Origin of the sequence: Micromonospora sp. NPDC005194 (assembly GCF_040608335.1) — a bacterium.
Classification (GTDB): domain Bacteria; phylum Actinomycetota; class Actinomycetes; order Mycobacteriales; family Micromonosporaceae; genus Micromonospora.
This window is the reverse complement of record NZ_JBEXIA010000010.1, coordinates 40,677-61,047: the sequence shown is the minus strand read 5'-3', so window position 1 is coordinate 61,047 and position 20,371 is coordinate 40,677. Positions and strand designations below refer to the sequence as shown.

Below are 20,371 nucleotides of genomic sequence, written 5' to 3'. Positions count from 1 at the left end.
CATGATCGACGCCCTGAGGGCGGGCGGTGCTCAAGCGGCGGCGAGGATCTCGTCGCCGATGGTGGTGAGCTGGTCGGCACCGACCTCGACGGCCGCCATGTAGTGCCGTAGCCAGGAGCGCAGCCCGTCCGGGGTGCCGGTGGCGAACGCGCCGGCCGAGCCGACGTACTCGGGCTCCCGCTCCCGGTGACCGACGTCGACGCCGAGCAGGCCGCGCGGGTCGAGGCCGCTGGCGAGCAGCACCAGTCGGGCGGCACCGCGCGCCACGACGCCGGACGGCCCGGCGAACGGACGCAGGTTCAACAACTCTCCGTGTACGACGGCGGCGAGCACCAGCGGGGAGACCTTCGTGCCGCCGGCCACCAGAGCGGCGAGCCCGTCGAGGCGGGCGGCGACCACCGGGTCGGGCACCGGTCGGCCCAGCTCGGCCTCCCCCACGATGTCGCGGGCGGCGAGGACGTGCAGCCGGGCGAGTGCCTGCCGGGGTGCCTTCGGCCAGAGTTCGCTCAGGCCGGGCAGCGCCCCGGCGACCCGCAGCGCCCCCTGGAGCACCGGGTCGGTGACGGTGCCGGCCCGGACCTCCTCACGCTCGTGGACGGCGCCTTCGAGCGCGGCGCTGGCCACCGCCGACCGAAGGCTGACCTCGGCCGCGACCTGGCCACCGTTGCGGCGCAGCGCGCGGTGCCCGAGCGCCTGGTCGAAGCGCTCACGGGCCCGGTCGACGGCAGCGGCGACGTCGGCGAGCGCGAGCAGCGGGGCGAGCGGGTCGGTGGTCATCTCGCCACGCTAGCGACCCGACCCGGCCCGGCGGGCCGCACCCACCCGCAACGCGACCCGGGCCACCCGGCCGGCCCCGCCCCGGCCCGCCGGGGGGATGGTCAACACGAGATCGGCGATATCGGGGTGTCCCACCGGTCCGGACACCCCGATATCGCCGAACCCGTGTCGATCAACGCCGGACGGGCCGGGCACAGCGCGGACGGGCAAGGCCCGCCGGCCCGCCCGGGCGGGGGTCGGGCGCGGCGGGACGGGCAGGGCCGGCCGTCGGGCGCGCGACGGGGGCCGCTCGGCGCGACGGGGTGGGCAGCGGTCGCCGGCCGGGGACCCCGCGACTACCCTCGTGCCCAGCGAGACGCAGGTCACCCCGAGGACGAGGAGTCACGGCATGAGCGAGGCATTGGCCAATCTGCTGAACGAGACGCGCCAGTTCCCCCCGCCGGCCGAACTCGCCGCGCACGCCAACGTCACCGTCGACGCGTACGCCGAGGCGCAGGCCGACCGGCTCGCCTTCTGGGCGAAGCAGGCCGACCGGCTGGCCTGGTCGAAGAAGTGGGACGAGGTGCTCGACTGGTCGAACCCGCCGTTCGCGAAGTGGTTCGTCGGTGGGCAGCTCAATGTGGCGTACAACTGTCTGGACCGGCACGTGGAGGCGGGCCGGGGTGACAAGGTGGCGATCCACTGGGAGGGCGAGCCGGGCGACACCCGCACTCTCACGTACGCCGACCTGCACGAGCTGACCTGCCGGGCGGCGAACGCGCTCACCGACCTGGGGGTCACGGCGGGCGACCGGGTGGCGATCTACCTGCCGATGATCCCGGAGGCGGCGGTCGCGATGCTGGCCTGCGCCCGGATCGGCGCGGCGCACAGCGTGGTCTTCGGCGGGTTCTCCGCCGACTCGTTGAGCAACCGCATCCAGGACGCCAGCGCCAAGGTGGTGATCACCGCGGACGGTGGTTACCGGCGGGGCAAGCCGTCGGCGTTGAAGCCGACCGTGGACGAGGCGGTGGCGAGCTGCCCGTCGGTGGAGCACGTGCTGGTGGTCCGCCGCACCGGTGAGGACGTGGCCTGGTCGGAGAAGGACCACTGGTGGCACGAGAAGGTCCAGACGGCGTCGGCCGAGCACACGGCGCAGCCGTTCGATGCCGAGCACCCGCTGTTTATTCTCTACACGAGCGGCACCACGGCCCGACCGAAGGGCATCCTGCACACCACCGGCGGCTACCTGACGCAGGCGTCGTACACCACGCACGCGGTCTTCGACCTGAAGCCGGAGACGGACGTCTACTGGTGCACCGCCGACATCGGCTGGGTCACCGGGCACTCCTACATCGTGTACGGCCCGCTCTCCAACGGCGCCACGCAGGTCATGTACGAGGGCACCCCGGACACCCCGCACAAGGGCCGGTTCTGGGAGATCGTCGACCGGTACAAGGTCAGCATCCTCTACACCGCGCCCACCCTGATCCGGACGATGATGAAGTGGGGCGAGGACATCCCCGCCGGCTTCGACCTGTCGTCGCTGCGGCTCCTGGGCAGCGTCGGCGAGCCGATCAACCCCGAGGCGTGGATGTGGTACAGGCAGCACGTCGGCGGGGGTGAGCTGCCCATCGTGGACACCTGGTGGCAGACCGAGACGGGCGCCATCATGATCTCCCCGCTGCCGGGGGTGACGGCGGCGAAGCCGGGTTCGGCGATGACTCCGTTGCCGGGCATCGTCGCCGACGTGGTGGACGACCAGGGCCAGTCGGTGCCGAACGGCGGGGGCGGCTACCTGGTGCTGCGCGAGCCGTGGCCGTCGATGCTGCGCACCATCTGGGGTGACGACAACCGGTTCATCGAGACGTACTGGTCGCGGTTCGAGGGCATGTACTTCGCCGGCGACGGGGCGAAGAAGGACGACGACGGGCACATCTGGCTGCTCGGTCGGGTCGACGACGTGATGCTGGTGTCCGGGCACAACATCTCGACGACCGAGGTCGAGTCGGCGCTGGTGTCGCACCCGTCGGTGGCCGAGGCGGCGGTGGTGGGCGCGACCGACCCGACCACCGGCCAGGCGATCGTGGCGTTCGCCATCCCGCGGGGCAGCACGGACATCGTCGGCGAGGCGGGTGAGCAGCTCATCGCGGACCTGCGCAACCACGTGGCAAAGACGCTCGGCCCGATCGCCAAGCCGCGGCAGATCATGCTGGTGCCGGAGCTGCCGAAGACCCGTTCGGGCAAGATCATGCGTCGGTTGCTGCGGGACGTGGCCGAGAACCGGTCGCTCGGCGACGTGACCACGCTGCAGGACTCCTCGGTGATGGAGCTGATCTCCTCCGGGATGAGCGGCGCGAAGTCCGACGAGGACTGACGACAGGCGTACCCCATCGGTGGGTGACGGTCCGCACGGACCGTCACCCACCGTCATCTTTTGTGGAGGTACGACCACCGCGCGCCGCCGGCTGCGGTGGTTGGACGAATAACGCCTCCATCACGTTCCCGCCGTTCGGCGTGTTTCTCATTTAGTTTCACGGAGGTCGGCGGGCCTCGATGCGTCCCTGCGCGTCCGGAGTCGGCCGGCTTCCTCCGCCCATGCCCGAGAAACGGAGCGGCATGAACAGAAACTCCCATCCGGGGTCGCGTCGACGACTACTCGTCGCGCTGCCCGTCATCGCCCTCGCGGCCACCTCACTGACCGTGAGTGGAAGTGCGGCGGCGCAGCCGTCCACCACCCCCCGGGCGGTGATCGGGGCTGACGAGTACTACATCAACTACGCCGAGCCCGAGGTGCAGACGGACACCACCGGCCGTGAGGTCAAGGGCAAGGGTGGCGTCTACACCCCGGCCGTCGACGCCGCGCGTGCGTTCGACCAGAAGCACGCACGGGGCAACCCGGTGACCGCGCGCCAGCTCGCGCAGATCGAAGCCAAGTCGATCAAGACGGGTAAGAGCCCGCGGCAGATCAAGCAGTCGCCGACCACGCAGACGGCGAAGCTGCTGACGCTGCTTGTCGAGTTCAACGACAAGGCGAACGACGACTTCACGAACGTGATGGTCCCGAAGACGGTGTTCGAGGATCGGACCTGTGTCCCCGGCACCGTGCAGAACGGGCCGAAGCACAACACCATCCCGAACCCGGCGACGCTGCCGCACGAGGACAACAACTCGATGTGGGTGCCGGACTTCTCGCCGTCGCACTACGACAAGATGCTGTACAGCAAGAACGGCATCACCGAGCGGGTCCGCAAGGACCTGAAGGGCCCGGACGGCAAGAAGGGCATCGACCTCACCGGTCGCACGATGCACAACATGTACCTGGAGATGTCCAAGAACGCGTACACGGTCGCCGGGCAGGCCAGCCCGTGGATCACCGTGCCGCACTCCGAGGGCTGGTACGCGGCCAACCGCTGCACCCAGGACGAGAACGGCAACTGGGTCCCCGGCCGGGAGCAGTCGATGAACGGCCACCCGGACAACCCGGCTGGCGCGGGCAGGCTGGCGACCGACGCGATCGACGCGCTCGCCGCCAAGGACCCCAGCTTCCCGTGGGCCGAGTACGACAAGGAAGACCAGGCCGACCGCGACGGTGACGGCAACCTCTTCGAGCCCGACGGCGTGATCGACCACCTCGTGCTGGTGCACGCCGGCCAGGGCAAGTCGCGCGGCGGCGGCGACCAGGGCGTGTACGCCGTCTGGGCGCACTCCTCCTCGGTCCCGGGTGGCTACACCATCCCGGGCACCAGCCTGAAGGTGTCGAACTACATCGTGCAGCCGGAGGACGCCGGCGTGGGTGTCTTCGCCCACGAGTTCGGCCACGACCTCGGTCTGCCGGACCTCTACGACACCTCCGGCAACGCCGACTCCGACGTGGACTTCTGGGATCTGATGGCCTCGGGTTCGCACTCGGGTGAGATCTTCCAGGCGCTGCCCACGCACATGGGCATCTGGGACAAGTGGGTGCTCGGCTGGGCCGACCCGCTGACCATCCGCCCCGGCTCCAACCCGCGTGAGGTGAAGCTCGGGCAGACCTCGCGTACGCCGATCGACTCCGAGGACGGCATCAAGGTCGACCTGCCGGACAAGGTGACGGTCCTGGCCACGCCGCACAGCGGCACGAAGATGTGGCACAGCAACAACGACCAGAGCTGGGCCGACGTCAAGCTGAGCCGCTCGGTCGACGTGCCCAACGCCGCGGACGCCAAGTTCTGGATGTGGAACAACTACATCATCGAGGAGGACTGGGACTTCGGCTTCGTCGAGCTGTCGACCGACGGCGGTACGACCTGGTCCGAGCAGAAGGTGTACGCCGAGGGTGGCACGGTGGTCACCACGCCGGACAACTACGGCGACCCGAACGGCCGGATGAACGACTTCGGCGGCAAGAAGTACGGCCTGACCGGCAGCACCGACGGCTGGCGGCACGACTACGTCGACCTGTCGGCGTACGCGGGCAAGACCGTCCAGGTGCGACTACGTCTCGCCACCGATGAGGCGTTCGAGGAGCGCAACTGGTTCGTCGACGACTTCTCGGTCACCGGCGGCGGCGCCACCACCTGGAGCGACGACGTCGAGGGCGGCGCCAACGGCTGGACGGCCACCGGCGGCACGTTCGTGGACACCACCGGCGCGGGCTGGAAGGTCTCCGGCGGCACGGAGGTGCACGCGCAGTACTACCTGGCCGAGTGGCGCAACTTCGACGGCTTCGACAAGGGCCTGAAGTACGCCTACGACACCATCTACTCCCACGAGGCGTGGAAGGTCGACCGGATCTCCTACAACGCGCCGGGCATGCTGGTGTGGTACCGGGACAGCGCGCTCGGCGACGTCAACCACGTCACCGGGCAGATGACCGCGCTGCCCAGCTACGGCGCGAAGGGCGGGCTGCTCATCGTGGACTCGCACTTCGACCCGTACCGGCGCACCGGTACGGCGGCCGAGAAGGACCCGTCGGTGACGGACAACCTGCCCAGCCGGCCGCAGTCGTCCAACGCGGCCTTCACGCTCCAGAAGACGTACCCCTTCACGGAGTGCCTGGAGGCGGCGGGCGAGCCGTACAGCGCGTACTGCACGAAGTTCAAGGCCCAGCCGCCGGTGAAGAGCTTCACCGACGCCAAGGGCTGGTACCCGGGCATCGAGATGCGCAACGGGGCTCCGTACGCGCGGGACAACGACGCCTCCGTGGTGGTGCCGTCGCGCGGTGGAGCGCCGTACACCACCCGGGTGACCAACCCGGACGGCAGCCCGGCGCCGGAGTTCTACGGCGTGACGCTGGGCGGCGGCGTGATCGTGCTCGGCACCGGTAACCCGGGCGACGCGGGCGTGCAGAACGGCGTCTCGTTGACCATCCGTAAGACCGCGCGGGACAACTCGTCCGCGACCATCTTCGTCACCCCGGCGAAGAAGTAACGGTTTCGCGCAGCAACAACTGATGGTGGGGCCGGTGGCGGGAACGCTGCCGGCCCCACTGTCGTAACGGCTGATCTTATTGATCGAAATGCATCGCTGCGGACGTTGCCGACCAGTCCACCCTGATTCGCGTGCTGATGAACCGCAGGGGTGTGACGGTGAAAAGCGTTCCCAACAAAATCTTGCAACAAATCGACGCGCACATCTTCCCACCCGTCCCGGCAGTGTCTATGTTCACCATTGGTCCCACTAGTGGGATCGATCTATCACCGGCCCGTACCCCCGTTGGGCCGGTTCCCTCACACCGGAGGTACCACGTGCGCAAAGTCGCAGTGGGTCTGCTCGGGCTCTCACTGACGGCGACGGGGCTGGCGTTCGGACCGTCCGCCAGTGCCGCGCCGCAGCCGAAGTTGCCGACGGCCGCTCCGTCGGTCGCCGAGCCCGCCCTTGCCGACCACGACCTGCCGAACCCGCTGGAGGACAAGCGGCGAGCGCTGCGCCAGGAGGGCCTCAGCGAGGTCCTGTCCGGCAAGGCCAAGGCAGAGAAGATCAACGGCAGCACCGTCGTCAAGGTCGGTAAGACCCAGGCCGACGGGGCCGCCGCCCGCACCACCGGGGCGGGCACGGCCCAGACGGAAGACCAGTACGTCGAGCTCTCCCGTCAGCGGACCGACAAGATCTTCGTGATCCTCGCCGAGTTCGGCAACGAGCGGCACCCGGACTTCCCGGACAAGAACATCGACCCCAACACCGCGGGGCCGACCAAGTTCACCGGTCCGCTGCACAACGAGATCCCGGCGCCCAACCGGGCGGTGGACAACTCCACCGTCTGGCAGCCGGACTACAACGCCGACCACTACCGGCAGCTCTACTTCGGCACCAACCCCGGTGACGAGTCGCTGAAGCAGTACTACGAGGCCCAGTCCTCGGGTCGCTACAGCGTCGAGGGCGAGGTCACCGACTGGGTCAAGGTCAAGTACAACGAGGCCCGCTACGGTCGTTCCGACGACCCGAAGGCCGACGACGACCCGACCGGTGACCCGAACGTCTGCGACAGCAACGTCTGCAGCAACACCTGGGACCTGGTCCGCGACGCCGCCAACCAGTGGGTCATCGACCAGAAGGCCGCCGGTCGCACCGACGCGCAGATCGCCGCCGATGTCAAGTCGATGGACCAGTACGACCGGTACGACTTCGACGGTGACGGCAACTTCAACGAGTCGGACGGCTACATCGACCACTTCCAGATCGTCCACTCCGGCGGCGACCAGGCCGACGGTGACCCGATCCAGGGTGAGGACGCCATCTGGAGCCACCGCTGGTACGCGTACGCCTCGGACCAGGGCAACACCGGCCCGGCGAACTTCCCGGCCGGCGGCACCCAGATCGGCAACACCGGCGTCTGGATCGGCGACTACACCATCCAGCCGGAGAACGGTGGCCGGAGCGTCTTCTACCACGAGTACGGCCACGACCTCGGTCTGCCGGACGACTACAACGTGGTCAGTGGTGGCGACAACAACAACGAGCACTGGACCCTGATGGCCCAGAGCCGGCTCGGCGCCAAGAACGACGGCGGCATCGGCGAGCGCGGTGGCGACCTCGGCGCGTGGAACAAGCTCCAGCTCGGCTGGCTCGACCACGACACGCTCGGGCCGAACGAGAAGCGCACCGTAAAGCTCGGCCCGCAGGAGTACAACTCGCCGGAGGCGCAGGCCGCGGTGGTCAACCTGCCGCCGCGTGAGTACACCTTCTCGAACGGCGCACCGTTCGAGGGCAGCAAGCAGTTCTTCACGGGCAACGAGGACGACCTGAACAGCACGATGACCCGGACGCTGGACCTCACCGGGAAGTCGACGGCCGCCCTGGCCATGAAGGGCCGCTACAACATCGAGAGCGGGTTCGACTACCTGTTCTTCGAGGCCTCGGTCGACGGTGGCAAGACCTGGGCGACCCTGCCCGGCACCGTCAACGGCAACCCGCTGAAGGAGATCTCCCCCGGGCGCTTCGCCCTGGACGGCTCCAGCAACGGCAAGTGGGTTGACGTCAACATCCCGATGAACTCCGTAGCGGGCAAGGTCGTGCAGTTCCGGCTGCGCTACCAGACCGACGGCGGGCTGTCAAAGGGCGGCTTCTACGGTGACGCGATCACCGTGACCGCTGACGGTCAGACCGTGTTCACCGACGGCGCCGAGAACGGTGCCAACGGCTGGACGTTCGCGGGGAAGTTCGAGATCGCCGCGGCCACCTACACCAAGAAGTTCGCGAACTACTACATCGCCGGTACCCGGTCGTACACCTCGTACGACAAGTACCTCAAGACCGGCCCGTACTACTTCGGCTACGCGAACACCCGCCCGGACTACGTGGACCACTACGCGTACCAGGAGGGTCTGCTGATCTCCTACTGGAACCTGCGCTGGGCGGACAACGACACGTTCGCTCACCCGGGTGAGGGTCGGAACATGATCATCGACGCGCACCCGCGGCCGCTCTACAACCTGACCGGTGCCCCCTGGCGGGCCCGCGTCCAGGTCTACGACGCGCCGTTCAGCCTGAAGAAGGCCGACTCGTTCACGCTGCACATCGACAGCCAGCCCCAGTACGTCCGGGGCCAGGCCGCGCAGCCTCTGTTCGACGACACCCAGCAGTACTGGTACCCGGAGCTGCCGAACCACGGCGTCAAGCTCCCGGCGACCGGCCGGAAGATCAAGGTTCTGTCGCAGGACGGCATCTACACCAACGTCCGCTTCTTCTGATCCTCGGATCAGGCGACACCCGCACCACGGCGATGCCCGGGCAGGTCACCTGCCCGGGCATCGCCCGTTCCGGGAACCCCGGTCGCGCCCCGCGCGTCCGATCACCCGTGCACCCGCGAACCCGCACCACCCTGACCGGCGCCGGTCTGACTGTCCTGCTGGCGCTCACCGGCTGCGCCGGGACGCGGAACGAAGGAGCCGGCGTGTCCTCCGAGCAGACCCCGTCCGACGCCCCCTCGACCGGCGCCCCCTCGTCCGCCGCCGCGCCGACCGGGCCCACCGATCCGACGCCGTCGTCCCCCTCCGGTCGCCCGCCGCGTTCGCGCGTCCCACTGCCCACCCTGCGCCCGCCGACCGGCCCACCGCGCACGCCGACCGACGCCCGCAAGGCCAACGTGCTGGCCGGACGGATCAACCGGGGCGGCAACGGCCCCTGCTATGGCCTGGTCACCGACGACGGCCGGCAGTATGCGCTGCACGGCGCTGGCAAGGGCACCTTCACCGTCGGCACGACCGTCCGGGTGACCATCGGCCCGGCCGACCCGGCCGCCGACTGCGGCCCGGGCACCCCGGCCAGCATCGTCGACATCAGCCCCGTCGGCTGACCGTCGCCCGACGCTCCCGGGCAGGCAGAACGGCTGCCTGCCGGCGGGGTCCTAGGCTGTCAACCATGACCGACCAGCGCGGCGGAGCCGTCGACGAGTCCTGCGTCCTCACCGAGGGGCCGTGGACGCACCGTTTCGTCGGTGCCAACGGCACCCGGTTCCACGTGGTCGAGGCCGGCACCGGGCCGATGGTGCTCTTCCTGCACGGCTTCCCCGAGCACTGGTGGGCCTGGCACCAGATACTCCCGGCGGTCGCCGACGCCGGCTTCCGCGCGGTCGCCGTGGACCTGCGCGGTTACGGCGCCAGCGACAAACCACCCCGGGGATACGACGGCTACACCCTCGCCGCCGACATCGCCGGCCTGATCCGTGCCCTCGGTGAACGGTCGGCGACGCTTGTCGGCAGCGGCGTCGGCGGCATGGTGGCCTGGACGGTGGCGTCGTTCCACCCGTCGCTGGTCCGGCGGTTGGTGGTCCTGGGTGCACCCCACCCGCTGCGGTTGCGCGCCGCCATCTTCGCCGACCCACGCGGGCAGTTCGCCGCCTCCACCCCGGCGTTGAAGTTCCAGCTCCCCCGCTACGAGCACGTGCTCACCAAGGACGGCGGGGCGGCCGTCGGGGAGATCCTGCGCCGCTGGGCCGGGCCGCGCTGGGCCGCCAGCGGCGACTTCGAGGCGTACGCCGAGCGGTGCCGGGAGGCGATGCGCATCCCGCAGGCCGCCTTCTGCGCGCTGGAAGGCTACCGCTGGGCCTTCCGTTCGGTGCTGCGGCTGCACGGCTACCGGTTCGTCCGCCTCATGCAGAAGCCGCTGGTCACCCCGACCCTTCAACTGCACGGCGCACGGGACGTCGCCGCCCTGCCACGAACCGCCCTGGGGTCCGGCCGGTACGTCGTGGCGCCGTACGAGTGGCGCCTGCTCGACGGGGTGGGGCACTTCCCCCACCTGGAAGCTCCCGAGCTGGTGCTCGGCGAGATCCTGCGGTGGGCCAAGTCCTGATCGGTCAGACCCGCTGCTCGCGCAGGTCGGTGACCTCGGCGGCCGGCGCCCAGCCCTGGTAGACGCCGAAGTCGAAGACCTCCAGCCGCATCGCCTCGGCCACCGGCCAGCGACCGCCGGTGTACTCCACCCGCAGCCAGGCGTCGTGTTTCCCGAGCACGATGAACGGCTGCCCCTGCCACGTGCAGGTGGTCCGCACGTACGCCAGATCCTCGACCTCGCTCGCCGGCAGCACCCGCACGTACCGGCCCGGACGGACCTCCTCGAAGCCCTCACCCGGCTCCGGCTGGTAGAGCCGGATGTCGTCGCCGTCCGGGCTCGCCTGGTACTCCCGGCCCCGCCAGCGGGCCACGTAGCCGTCTCGCATCACGCCTCCGGAACCCGTCGCCAGACCACCGCGTCCGTGTCGAGCACTGCGATCACCCGCTCGGTGCCGTCCCCGCCGATGCGCCAGAGCTGCGCGCCGTGCGGAAGGCGGGCGCTGTCCACCTTGAACTCCGCCACCACGTCGCTGCTCTCACCCGGGGCGAAGCCGTTGCCCCGGAACGGCGGGCGCTCGATGACCCAGCCCTCCATGGCCCGCATCGCCGGCTCGTTCTGGCCGCCGTACGGGATCCGGTAGAGGCTGGGCCGGTGCGCCGGCCAGCGCAGCACGTAGATCTCCTCGGCGTCCCGTACGAACGGTGACCCCGGGTAGCTCAGGCCCAGCGCGTCATGCAGCTCGGCCGGCGTGGTCAGGTGGGCCAACTCGCCGGCCCGGTGCACAAAGCCGGAGACCCGGTCGTACCCCCGCTCCAGGTAGTACGCGAGCTGACTGGGCGCGATCGCCTTCTGCATCACGGTCGGGCGGGCCGGGTCGACCGCCGCGGGAGCGTACCGGGGACGGGCGGCGGGCTCCGCCACGGCCGGCGCCTCCTCGGCGTCGACCTCCAGGTCGTCACCGAGCCCGACCTCGGCGGCCCAGTTGGCGAGGGCGACGATCTGCTCGCCGGGCAGCTTCGCGCCGACCGGCGTGCCCGGGTTGACGGCGAACGACCAGTCCTCGTCGGGCCAGCGCCGGATCAGTTGGGCGAACTTCACCCGGACCGTGTCGACGTCACCCTCGACGTGGTCGGCGAGGCGCTCCGGGGACGTGTAGACCACCACGTACGTCTCGCCGTCGAGCTGCGCGGTACGCCAGACGAAGCCCGGGTCGCCGGGACGGCTGCCGCGCACCGAGTCCGCCGCCGCCGGGAGCAGGACCCGGGCCAACAGCAGGGTGGACAGGAACGTGTCCGTACTGCCGGCACCCGCCGCGCCGAGCAGGTCCTCCTCGACCGTGTTGGCCGGCTCGAATTGCACCGACGCCGGCTCGTCGACAATCGCACGCTGGTCGTCCACGACCGGGCGTTCGTCGTCGGTGTCGGGGCGTACCGCCTCCGGCTCGTAGCCCACCGGGGACCGGGGCGAGGACCAACCGGCGGCCACGCCAGCCGAGCCGCCAGCGCCGCCCAGGCCGCCACCGCCCAGGCCGCCGCCGCTCAGGTCTGCGCTGCTCAGGTCGGAGCCGGCAGAATCGAGCGGGCCCGCGCCGGTGCGGTCCGTGCCGAACAGGCCTTCGGCGGTCCCGGTGGAATCGGGCCGGCCCGTGCCGGTGTCGGCGGGTTCGAACGAGACCGGGCCGGACGACGCGGGCTCGAACGACGAGGGAACGCCGAACGGATCCGGGGCCGCGGCGGAGGGCCCGGGAACGAAGGGGCCGGGCATCGAGGCGCCGGGAACGGCGGGGTCGGGCACAGACGGGCCGGACGCGGCCGGGCCGAACGTCGGCGGGGCGGCGGTGGTCGGGCCGGGTCGCCGGGCCGCGTCGAACGCAGGAGCGCCCTCGGTCGGGTCGAGGAGATCCCGGGACTCGATGATGGTGCCCTCGATGACGATCGGCGTGAAGCCGCGACGCGGGGCGGGTGGGCCGGAGACCGGCTCCGCGACCGACGGCGGCAGTTCCTCCACCGGCTCGAAGCGCTGCCGGTCCCCGGATCGGCCACGCGGGATCGCCTGGGTCTCGTCCGCCGTGGGAACGGGCCCTCCGACGCGGGTCGGTGACGGCTCACCCGCGGCTGGACCGGGCACCCGGAACGCACGGGTGGGTTCCTCGGCCAACGGGTTGGGCCGTCGCGGTGGCAGAGGCTGGGTGGTCTCGTCGTCGGTCGCGGGCGCTCGTACCACCCGGGACGCGCCCAGGTCGCCGGCCGGTGGCCGCAGCGGTCGGGTGGCGTCCGGTGTCGGCATCGGGAAGGCCGGGGCCGCGTTGTCGCCGCCCGGCGTGTCTGCGGGACGGCGGCGCGGGAAGGGCTGGCTGCCCCGCCCGAACCGGGACGGCGGCACCGCGCGGTCGCCCGACCGACCATCGCCGGAGACAGGGCCGGACGCTCGACCGGACGTCGGCTCGAAGAAGGAACGCCGACCACCCTGGCTGTTGCCGTCACCGGCGGCCGGGCCGTCGCCGTCGGTGGCCGGAGGGCTCGCGGACGGTCGGCCGGCGCGCGGACCCGGCTGGTCGGCCGGGGCGCGGTCGGTGGAGGCCAGCGGCACGTACCGGGATGCGCCGGTACGGCCAACGCCCGGCACGGGGCCGACGCCGGGGCGGGCCGGTCGGGGCGGGACGGTCGGCTGCCGCTGACCGGCGGCGGGCAGGTCCTCCGAGCCGGACCGGCGCGACAGCTCACCCGGACCGGGCGCCCGGGTCGGGGTGCCCGACGCCGGGGGTGTGCCCACCGGCGGCACCGCGTTCCTCGGCGCGGGTCGTCCGGACGGCGTCGGGTCCGACGCGGGCGGCACGAACCCGGTGGAGGGCGAGGCGTCCCGGCCGGTCGTACCGGCTCTCGACCGGGCCAGCGTCTCGGCCCGCTCCAGCCGCGCGCGGGCGCCCATGGCGCGGCCCGGCAGCCGGACGTCACCACGGGAGAGCTGGGACACGAACCAGGCGGGCAGGTAGCCCTCGACCGGCAACCCGGGGTTGACCGCGAGCCACCACTCGTGGTTGGGCCAACCGAGGGCGAGGTCGGTGAACGGCACGCGCCGGTTGGTGCCGCCGTGCTCACCGAGGCAGGCCCGCAGCGCCGCGGCGGAGGTGAAGGCCAGCACGTGGGTCCGGCCACCGGTGGTCCAGGTGCCCCAGCCGGCGGACGCCTGACCGGACGGCGCCGGCGTGGAGACCGGCAACAGCAGATCGGTGCGGGACAGGAGGCGGAAGTAGAGCTCCTGGTCGTTGGCGCGCAGCGCGTCCCACATCGCCACCTCGGCCTCCGTGGCCGGCTCCCATTCGGTCACGGCCACCTCTCCTTCCGAGAACAGGCCACAGGTATCGCGTACAACCTACAAGGTGGTATCAAGATCACAATGGCTGGCCGGCGGCGGTCCGCCGGGGCGGCGTCGAGGCGATAACATCCCGTTCCGGAGCCGACACGATACGGAGGCTGTCGATGTCCCGGTCGATCGCGCACCCCGTCCTGGCAGGTCTGGCCGCTGCTCTGCTGACCGCCGCGACCGGTCCGGCCGTCGCCGCCAGCGCCGGGCTCCGGTTGGCCCCGGCCTGCGCGACCCCACTGGCGCCCGTCCGGCCGGTCGAGGCCACACCCTGGCCCCAGCAGCGGTACGACCCCGCGCGGCTCGCGCCGCTGACCACCGGCGCCGGGGTGACGGTCGCGGTCGTCGACTCCGGAGTCGACCGGGCGCACCCCCAGTTGACCGGACGGGTGCTGGCCGGCACCGACCTGCTCGACCCGGGTGGGGACGGCAGCCGGGACTGCGCCGGGCACGGCACCGGCGTGGCGAGCATCATCGCGGCGGCGCCCCGGCCCGGTGTCGCCTTCCACGGCCTGGCCCCGGCCGCCCGGATCCTGCCGGTACGGGTGAGTGAGCAGCAGGTGGTGCAGGGCCGGGAGTCGGGGCGCACGGTCAGCGCCGACGAGTTCGCCCGCGCCATCCGCTGGGCCGTCGACCACGACGCCGACGTGGTGAACCTCTCCGTCGTGCTGTACGCCGACGACCCGGAGGTCCGCTCCGCCGTGCGGTACGCCGTCGAGCGGGACGTGGTGCTGGTGGCCGCAGTGGGCAACCTGCACGACAGCGGCGACCCGCGCCCGTTCCCTGCCGCGTACGACGGGGTGCTCGGGGTGGGCGCGATCGGGGCGGACGGGGCACGGGCGACCTTCTCCCAGACCGGCTCGTACGTCGATCTGGTCGCCCCGGGTAGCGCGGTGCTGGTCGCCGCGCCCGCGCAGGGCCACCAGCAGGTCGAGGGCACCAGTTACGCGGTGCCGTTCGTGGCCGCCACGGCGGCGCTGCTGCGCGCGTACCGTCCCGAGTTGACCGCCGCCGAGGTGGTGCGGCGGATCGTCGCCACGGTCGATCCGGCGCCCGGCCCGGGACACGGCGGCGGGTACGGCGCCGGCGTGCTGAACCCCTACCGCGCGGTCACCGAGACCGGCGGCGGCCGTACGACCGCTCCTCGGCCGGTTGCCGCACTCGCCGACGACCGGCCCGACCCGGCGGTGCTCGCCCGCCAGGCCCGCCGCGCGACCGCCCGGGACCGGGCTCTGGTGGCCGGCGCGGCGATCGGCCTGACGGCGGTCGCCGTGGTGTTGCTCGCCCTCGTGCTGCCCCGCGGCGCGCGCCGGCGCTGGCGACCTGCCGAGCCAACCTGACCCGGCCCGGTTCTGGTCCGCCTCGGCGGGCTTCGACCCCGGTGCCCCGCGTGCGGGATGTCGCCTCGATCGGCCAGCACGCGGGCGCCCCTCGTCGGAGGGTGGCCGGGGCGCCGACGCGGGCACGGTCAGCGCTCCCGGCCCACCGGCGTCACTGGAACAGCCCGGTGTTCTTCTTCTCCGTGTCCAGATAGTCGGCCGCGGAATCGTCCACCGCCACCTTGATGGCGCGCAGCATCGCCTGCAGGTCCTGCGAGGCGGACCGCCACCGCGCCTGGCGCTGCTCGTACGCCTGTCGGGCGTCACCCGCCCAGGCCGACACCAGCGGCGCGGCGTCGCGTTCGAGCTGGCCGAGCTGCGAGTCGAGCGTGTTCAGCGCCCGTTGAATGTCCGCGCCGGCCTGTTGCAGCGCGGCGAAGTTGACGACCAGCACACCGTGGTCCATCGGAACTCCCCTTCCGGCAGGTCAGAGCGGCAGCTGGATGCCGCCGCGGTTGGTGCCGGCCACCCGGCTGGCCGCCTCGTCGTCCGAGACGTCGTACTGTCGGCCGGCGGTGCGGATGGCCCCGGCGGTCTCCCGCAGGGCCCGGTGCAACGCGGCCTGATCCTCTGACCACTGCCGCTTGACCTGCTCGAACGACCGCCCACCGGCACCGCGCCAGGCCTGCTGCAACACCTCCAGCTCGGCCAGCAGGCCGGTCAGCATGGACTGCAACGACTGGTCCACCTGCTCGAACTTCGCGGCGGTCTGTCGCATCACCGCCGCTTCTGCCTGGGTCTGGGACACCCGAACATCACCTCGTCTCCTCGGTCGTGCCTGGCCGGCTGTGCGCCCACCGTGGGAGCGCACCGATCGCGTGGCCCGGTCGACGAGCATGGGTGGACGCGGGTCAGCGATGAACTTCGTGGCTGACGGTAGCGGCCCGGTAGCCGTTCTGCTACCCCACGCACCTCCCCTGTGGACAACCACGGCAGCCATCGGTCGCTTACGATGTGCGGCAGCCACGTCGCGGCGCGTGACGGGCAATCCCGGGGCGGTCGGCCGCCCGGCACGTCCCAACTGGTCGAGGAGGCGCGGTGTCGCCGATCACCACCGGAGGCTCGCAGCCGGCGAGCCGGCCCGGTTGGGGCCCGGTCCCGGCCGCCAGCGCCCCGACAGCCGGGTCGGCCCCCACCGCCGTCGGAACAACCACGTCTGTCGGCACCGCGCCGGGTGTCGACACCGGAGCAACCGCGACCGTAGCCATCAGTACCGCGCCGGCCGCCCTCGGCGTCCCCGGGTCGGGGGCAGCCAGGGATCGCGTACTCGATCGACGATCTCGCGGCCGGTGGGCCGCGTTCAGCCGACGCGGCGCGGGGATCCGCGCGGGTCAACTGGTCACCGGGCAGGTCGCCGTCGCGGTCGTCCTCGCCGCGCTGGGCCGGGGCACGCCGGTCACCGTCGCCGCGCTGCTGGTGGCGGCGCTCCTCGTGGCGGTCGCCGGCGTCCGGGTCCGCGGCCGGTGGCTCTTCGAGTGGCTGGGCACCGCCGCCGGGCATGTGACCCGGCGCCGTGTGCTGGGCCAGCAGCCCGGCCCGGCCGAGTTGCTCGCCCTGGTCGCACCCGGTGCCGTGGTCCACTCGACGGAGCTGTCCGGCGGGCCGGCGGCGGTGCTGGAGGACACCGGCGGCATGGTGGCGCTTCTGGAGCTCGGCGATCCCGGCGACCTGCTGGGCGACGCGTCCCGAGCGATCCCCGCGCCGGCCGCGCTGCTGCCGACGCCCGGTCCGGACGTCCCGCCGCTGCGGATCCAGCTGCTCCTCAGCGGGACGCCGGCACCCGTCCCGACGGCGGGTGGCACCGTCGGCACGTCGTACCGGCAGCTCACCGACGGACGGCTCGCCGGGCGGGAGCGGGCGGTGCTGGCGGTCCGGGTGCTGCGGGCGGACGGGTGGACGCAGGAGGCCCTGCGTCGGGCGCTCGCCGGCACGGTACGCCGGATCGTCCGCCGACTCGGGCCGCTTACCGCCCGGCCGCTCGGCGTACCGGCGGCGCTGCGCGTGCTGGGCGAACTGGCCCACCACGACGGCCAGCCGGTGCGGGAGTCGTGGCCGCTGCTCCGCTCGGGCGCTCTCGTCCAGGCCACGTTCCGGCTGGTCGACTGGCCGCAGACCGGCGCCCCGGCCGCGCGGCGGCTGGTGCCCCGGCTGCTCGCGCTGCCGGCGACCGCGACGACTGTGTCGCTCTGCGTGGGGCCACCGCCGGCCGCCGGCACCGGGACGGCGCCTACCGAGATGGCCGTACGCCTGGCCGCGGCGTCGACCGCCGAGCTGACCGTGGCCGTCGACGCGCTGGGCCGACTGGTCAGCGGCGTCGGCGGGACGCTGCGCAGACTCGACGGCGCGCACCTGACCGGGCTGGCTGGCACGCTGCCGGTGGCGCTCACCAGCGCCGGGGGGCAATCGGCGGTGGCGCTGGACGACTGGGAGCTGACCCTGGGCGAGGCGGGGATGATGGTCGGCACCAACCGGCACGGCGGTGCGGTCACCGTGCGGTTGTTCCGGCCGGAGAGCACCCGGGTGATGCTGGTGGGCGGGGTGCGCGCCGCGCAGTTGGTGGCGCTGCGGGCGATGGCCCTGGGCGCGCTGGTGGTGGTGCAGACGGCGCGACCCCGTGTCTGGGAGCCGTTCGTGCGAGGTGTGGGCGCTCCGGGGGGAACGATCCCGCTGATCCCGCCGGGCCGACCGGTCGCTGACTCGGTGGGCACCGCGCTCCAGCCGTTGCTGCTGGTGGTCGACGCCGGGCCGGCGCCGGCCGAGACCGAGCCGGGTCCGGCGTGGCGGGCCACTCTCGTGGTGCGCGACGAGCTGACCCCGGCCGATGTGGACGCGTTGAGCCGCGCCGACCTGGCGGTGCTGCAGCCGCTGCACGCGGCCGAGGCCGCGCTGGCCGGCGCGGCGCTGGGGCTGGGTGGGTCGGCCGACTGGCTCACCCGGATCCGGGACGACATGGTGGCGGTGGTGAATCGCCGAGCCCTGCGGTGGGCGCTGCTCTCCCCCACCCCGATCGAGGCCCAGCTGATCGGCCGGCCGGCGCGCGGCTGAGCCGACGGGGGCGCCGAGCCCAGCTGCGGCCGGGCCCGCCCTGGGCCGCGTCGTCCTGGATGGTCAACTGGTGGGTTACGCCGGTGAGTGGTCCGTGGCACGATCCCGGCCATGGGTTTTCTGAAAGGGTTGCTGATTCGGCTGGCCACCACGGCGCTGGCCTTCTGGTTGGCCACACTGCTCATTCCGGGCATCGACCTGGAGTCGACCTCGGCGGTGGAGACGGTCACCACGCTGATCCTGGTGGCGGTGATCTTCGGTGTCGTCAACGCGGTGCTCCAGCCGGTCATCAAGACCGTCGGCTGCGGCTTCTACCTGCTCACCCTGGGTCTCATCGCGCTTGTGGTGAACGGGCTGCTGTTCCTGCTCACCAGCTGGATCGCCGACCAGGCCGGGCTGCCGTTCTCGGTGGACGGCTTCTGGCCGGCCGCCGTGCTCGGCGCCCTGTTCGTGAGCATCGTGACCTGGATCCTCGGCGCCGTTCTCGACCGGGACTGACCGGCGACCGACCACCACCGACCCGCACCGCCCGGCTCCCGATGGGCCGGGCGGTGCGGCGACCAGAGTTCGGGAATTGGCGGGTCTGCGAGCCGGTCGGGTTGGCTAGCCTCGCAGGCGTGTTCTCGCTAACCCGCGCCGACGGCCACCTGATCAGCACCGATCCCGCCCGGCTCGACCTGGACCGGATACACCACTGGCTGTCCACCGACGCGTACTGGGCGCTGGGGCGTGACCGGGAGACGGTCGTGCGGGCGTTCGCTGGGTCACTGCCGTTCGGCGTCTACCGGCCCGGGGACGGCCGCCAGGTGGCGGTGGCCCGGGTGGTCACCGACGGCGCCACCTTCGCCTGGCTCTGCGATTTGTACGTCGACCGGGCCTTTCGGGGCCTCGGGCTGGGTGGTTGGCTGGCCGGCGCGGTCCGCGACCACCTGGCCGAGCTGGGCGTACGCCGGATCCTGCTGGCCACCAACGACGCGCACGAGGTGTACGCGCGGGTCGGCTTCACCCCGTTGGACGTTCCGGAGCGGTGGATGCAGCTCGACCGGCGGCCACCGGTGACTCCGATCACCGGAAAGGAACAAAGCGGAGGTTCACCCCTTACGGTGGAGGCGTGACGCCACTCCGCCTGGGATACCTCTACGGCATCGGTGCGTACCTGCTCTGGGGTTTCTTTCCGCTCTACTTCAAGCTGCTGCGGCCCACCGGCCCGCTGGAGATCCTGGCCCACCGGATCGTCTGGTCGGTGCTCTTCGTGGCCCTGCTGCTCGGCGCGCTGCGCAACATCGGCTTCCTGCGGGCGCTGCTACGCCGCCGCCGGACGGTCGCCGGGATCGTCGCCGCGTCCGCGCTGATCGCCATCAACTGGGGCATCTACATCTACGGAGTCAGCTCCAACCGGGTGGTGGAGACCGCGCTCGGCTACTTCATCAACCCCCTCGTGGTGGTGCTGCTCGGGGTGACGGTGCTGCGGGAACGACTCCGCCCGGCGCAGTGGGTGGCGCTGGGCATCGGCGCGTCGGCCGTCGCGGTGCTCGCCGTCGACTACGGCCGGCTGCCCTGGCTGGCCCTGAGCCTGGCGTTCAGCTTCGCCGGCTACGGCCTGATCAAGAAGCAGCTCGGGTTGCCCGCCGCCGAGGGGCTCTTCGTCGAGTCGGCGGTGCTGGCGCTGCCCGCGCTGGGCTATCTCGCCTGGCTGAACCGGCATGGCGGGTTGACCTTCGGGCACGTCTCGGCCGGGCACACCGCGCTGCTGGTGCTGGCCGGCGCGGCCACCGCGATCCCGCTGCTGCTCTTCGCCGGGGCCGCCAACCGGCTGCCACTGACCGGCCTCGGCATGATCCAGTACCTGGCGCCGATCCTCCAGCTCGCCTGCGGCGTGCTGATCTTCCACGAGCCGATGCCGCCGGCCCGCCTCGCCGGCTTCGCACTGGTCTGGCTCGCCCTGGTGGTCTTCACCGCCGACGCTATTCGCCAGGCCCGTCAGGCCCGCCAGTCCCGCAGCACCCCTCGTCTCCCGAGCCCCGTCCCAACCCCCTGACCCACCCCGCCCTGGCCGTGCCCCCGCGATGGGGCGC

15 protein-coding genes are annotated in these 20,371 nt (G+C 72.2%); 10 read left to right on the top strand and 5 right to left on the bottom strand.

Annotation, left to right across the window (positions count from 1 at the left end):
- Window positions 1–30 precede the first annotated feature (30 nt).
- On the bottom strand, window positions 31–777 hold the full coding sequence (locus ABZU53_RS11040; RefSeq protein WP_355065375.1) for an oxidoreductase: 747 nt from the start codon (window positions 775–777) through the stop codon (window positions 31–33).
- 388 nt (window positions 778–1,165) lie between these two features.
- Between ABZU53_RS11040 and acs the strand changes: the two genes are divergently transcribed.
- The 5 genes from acs to ABZU53_RS11015 all read left to right on the top strand — a co-directional run bounded on the left by acs (window position 1,166) and on the right by ABZU53_RS11015 (window position 10,527).
- Window positions 1,166–3,130 carry an acetate--CoA ligase gene (gene acs / locus ABZU53_RS11035; RefSeq protein WP_355065373.1) on the top strand — a complete coding sequence of 655 codons (1,965 nt, stop codon included), beginning with the start codon at window positions 1,166–1,168 and terminating at the stop codon, window positions 3,128–3,130.
- Between the two features lie 242 nt (window positions 3,131–3,372).
- Window positions 3,373–6,165: an immune inhibitor A domain-containing protein gene (locus tag ABZU53_RS11030; protein ID WP_355065371.1), complete on the top strand. Its 2,793-nt coding sequence runs from the start codon at window positions 3,373–3,375 to the stop codon at window positions 6,163–6,165.
- Window positions 6,166–6,497: 332 nt separating this feature from the next.
- Window positions 6,498–8,924, top strand: a complete 2,427-nt coding sequence (locus ABZU53_RS11025) for an immune inhibitor A domain-containing protein (RefSeq protein ID WP_355065553.1) — start codon at window positions 6,498–6,500, stop codon at window positions 8,922–8,924.
- Between the two features lie 203 nt (window positions 8,925–9,127).
- The gene (locus ABZU53_RS11020) at window positions 9,128–9,529 is read left to right on the top strand and encodes a hypothetical protein (RefSeq protein ID WP_354860418.1); all 402 of its coding nucleotides are present in this window, start codon (window positions 9,128–9,130) and stop codon (window positions 9,527–9,529) included.
- Window positions 9,530–9,594: 65 nt separating this feature from the next.
- Window positions 9,595–10,527, top strand: a complete 933-nt coding sequence (locus ABZU53_RS11015) for an alpha/beta hydrolase (protein WP_354860420.1) — start codon at window positions 9,595–9,597, stop codon at window positions 10,525–10,527.
- A gap of 4 nt (window positions 10,528–10,531) precedes the next feature.
- On the opposite strand, the gene ABZU53_RS11010 is transcribed toward ABZU53_RS11015, so the two are convergent.
- Complete coding sequence (locus ABZU53_RS11010) at window positions 10,532–10,897, bottom strand: hypothetical protein (RefSeq protein ID WP_355065369.1); 366 nt, start codon at window positions 10,895–10,897, stop codon at window positions 10,532–10,534.
- Entirely contained in the window at window positions 10,894–13,836 is a 2,943-nt protein-coding gene (locus tag ABZU53_RS11005) for an SseB family protein (RefSeq protein WP_355065367.1), read from the bottom strand. Before ABZU53_RS11005 ends, ABZU53_RS11010 begins: the two co-directional genes overlap by 4 nt.
- Before the next feature lie 152 nt (window positions 13,837–13,988).
- Here ABZU53_RS11005 and mycP point away from each other — a divergent pair, with 152 nt between their 5' ends.
- Window positions 13,989–15,212, top strand: a complete 1,224-nt coding sequence (gene mycP, locus ABZU53_RS11000) for a type VII secretion-associated serine protease mycosin (protein ID WP_355065365.1) — start codon at window positions 13,989–13,991, stop codon at window positions 15,210–15,212.
- 151 nt (window positions 15,213–15,363) lie between these two features.
- Here mycP and ABZU53_RS10995 read toward each other — a convergent pair whose 3' ends face one another.
- A complete protein-coding gene (locus ABZU53_RS10995) occupies window positions 15,364–15,657 on the bottom strand; it encodes a WXG100 family type VII secretion target (protein WP_354860426.1) in 294 nt (97 codons plus the stop codon).
- Window positions 15,658–15,678: 21 nt separating this feature from the next.
- Window positions 15,679–15,999: a WXG100 family type VII secretion target gene (locus tag ABZU53_RS10990; RefSeq protein WP_354860428.1), complete on the bottom strand. Its 321-nt coding sequence runs from the start codon at window positions 15,997–15,999 to the stop codon at window positions 15,679–15,681.
- A gap of 290 nt (window positions 16,000–16,289) precedes the next feature.
- On the opposite strand from ABZU53_RS10990, the gene eccE reads away from it, so the two are divergent.
- The 4 genes from eccE (at window position 16,290) to rarD (ending at window position 20,334) form a co-directional block, all read left to right on the top strand.
- Window positions 16,290–18,296 (top strand): type VII secretion protein EccE, encoded by a 2,007-nt coding sequence (gene eccE / locus ABZU53_RS10985; protein WP_355065363.1) that lies wholly within the window; start codon window positions 16,290–16,292, stop codon window positions 18,294–18,296.
- A gap of 111 nt (window positions 18,297–18,407) precedes the next feature.
- Entirely contained in the window at window positions 18,408–18,794 is a 387-nt protein-coding gene (locus ABZU53_RS10980) for a phage holin family protein (protein WP_234584566.1), read from the top strand.
- Window positions 18,795–18,913: 119 nt separating this feature from the next.
- Entirely contained in the window at window positions 18,914–19,411 is a 498-nt protein-coding gene (locus ABZU53_RS10975) for a GNAT family N-acetyltransferase (protein WP_355065361.1), read from the top strand.
- The gene (gene rarD, locus ABZU53_RS10970) at window positions 19,408–20,334 is read left to right on the top strand and encodes an EamA family transporter RarD (RefSeq protein WP_355065359.1); all 927 of its coding nucleotides are present in this window, start codon (window positions 19,408–19,410) and stop codon (window positions 20,332–20,334) included. Before ABZU53_RS10975 ends, rarD begins: the two co-directional genes overlap by 4 nt.
- Window positions 20,335–20,371 lie beyond the last annotated feature (37 nt).

Coding starts and splice junctions, on each gene's coding strand:
- ABZU53_RS11030 (WP_355065371.1), top strand. CDS start 3,373: ATGAACAGAAACTCCCATCCGGGGTCGCGTCGACGACTACTCGTCGCG.
- ABZU53_RS10980 (WP_234584566.1), top strand. CDS start 18,408: ATGGGTTTTCTGAAAGGGTTGCTGATTCGGCTGGCCACCACGGCGCTG.
- ABZU53_RS11040 (WP_355065375.1), bottom strand. CDS start 777: ATGACCACCGACCCGCTCGCCCCGCTGCTCGCGCTCGCCGACGTCGCC.
- acs (WP_355065373.1), top strand. CDS start 1,166: ATGAGCGAGGCATTGGCCAATCTGCTGAACGAGACGCGCCAGTTCCCC.
- mycP (WP_355065365.1), top strand. CDS start 13,989: ATGTCCCGGTCGATCGCGCACCCCGTCCTGGCAGGTCTGGCCGCTGCT.
- ABZU53_RS11015 (WP_354860420.1), top strand. CDS start 9,595: ATGACCGACCAGCGCGGCGGAGCCGTCGACGAGTCCTGCGTCCTCACC.
- ABZU53_RS10995 (WP_354860426.1), bottom strand. CDS start 15,657: ATGGACCACGGTGTGCTGGTCGTCAACTTCGCCGCGCTGCAACAGGCC.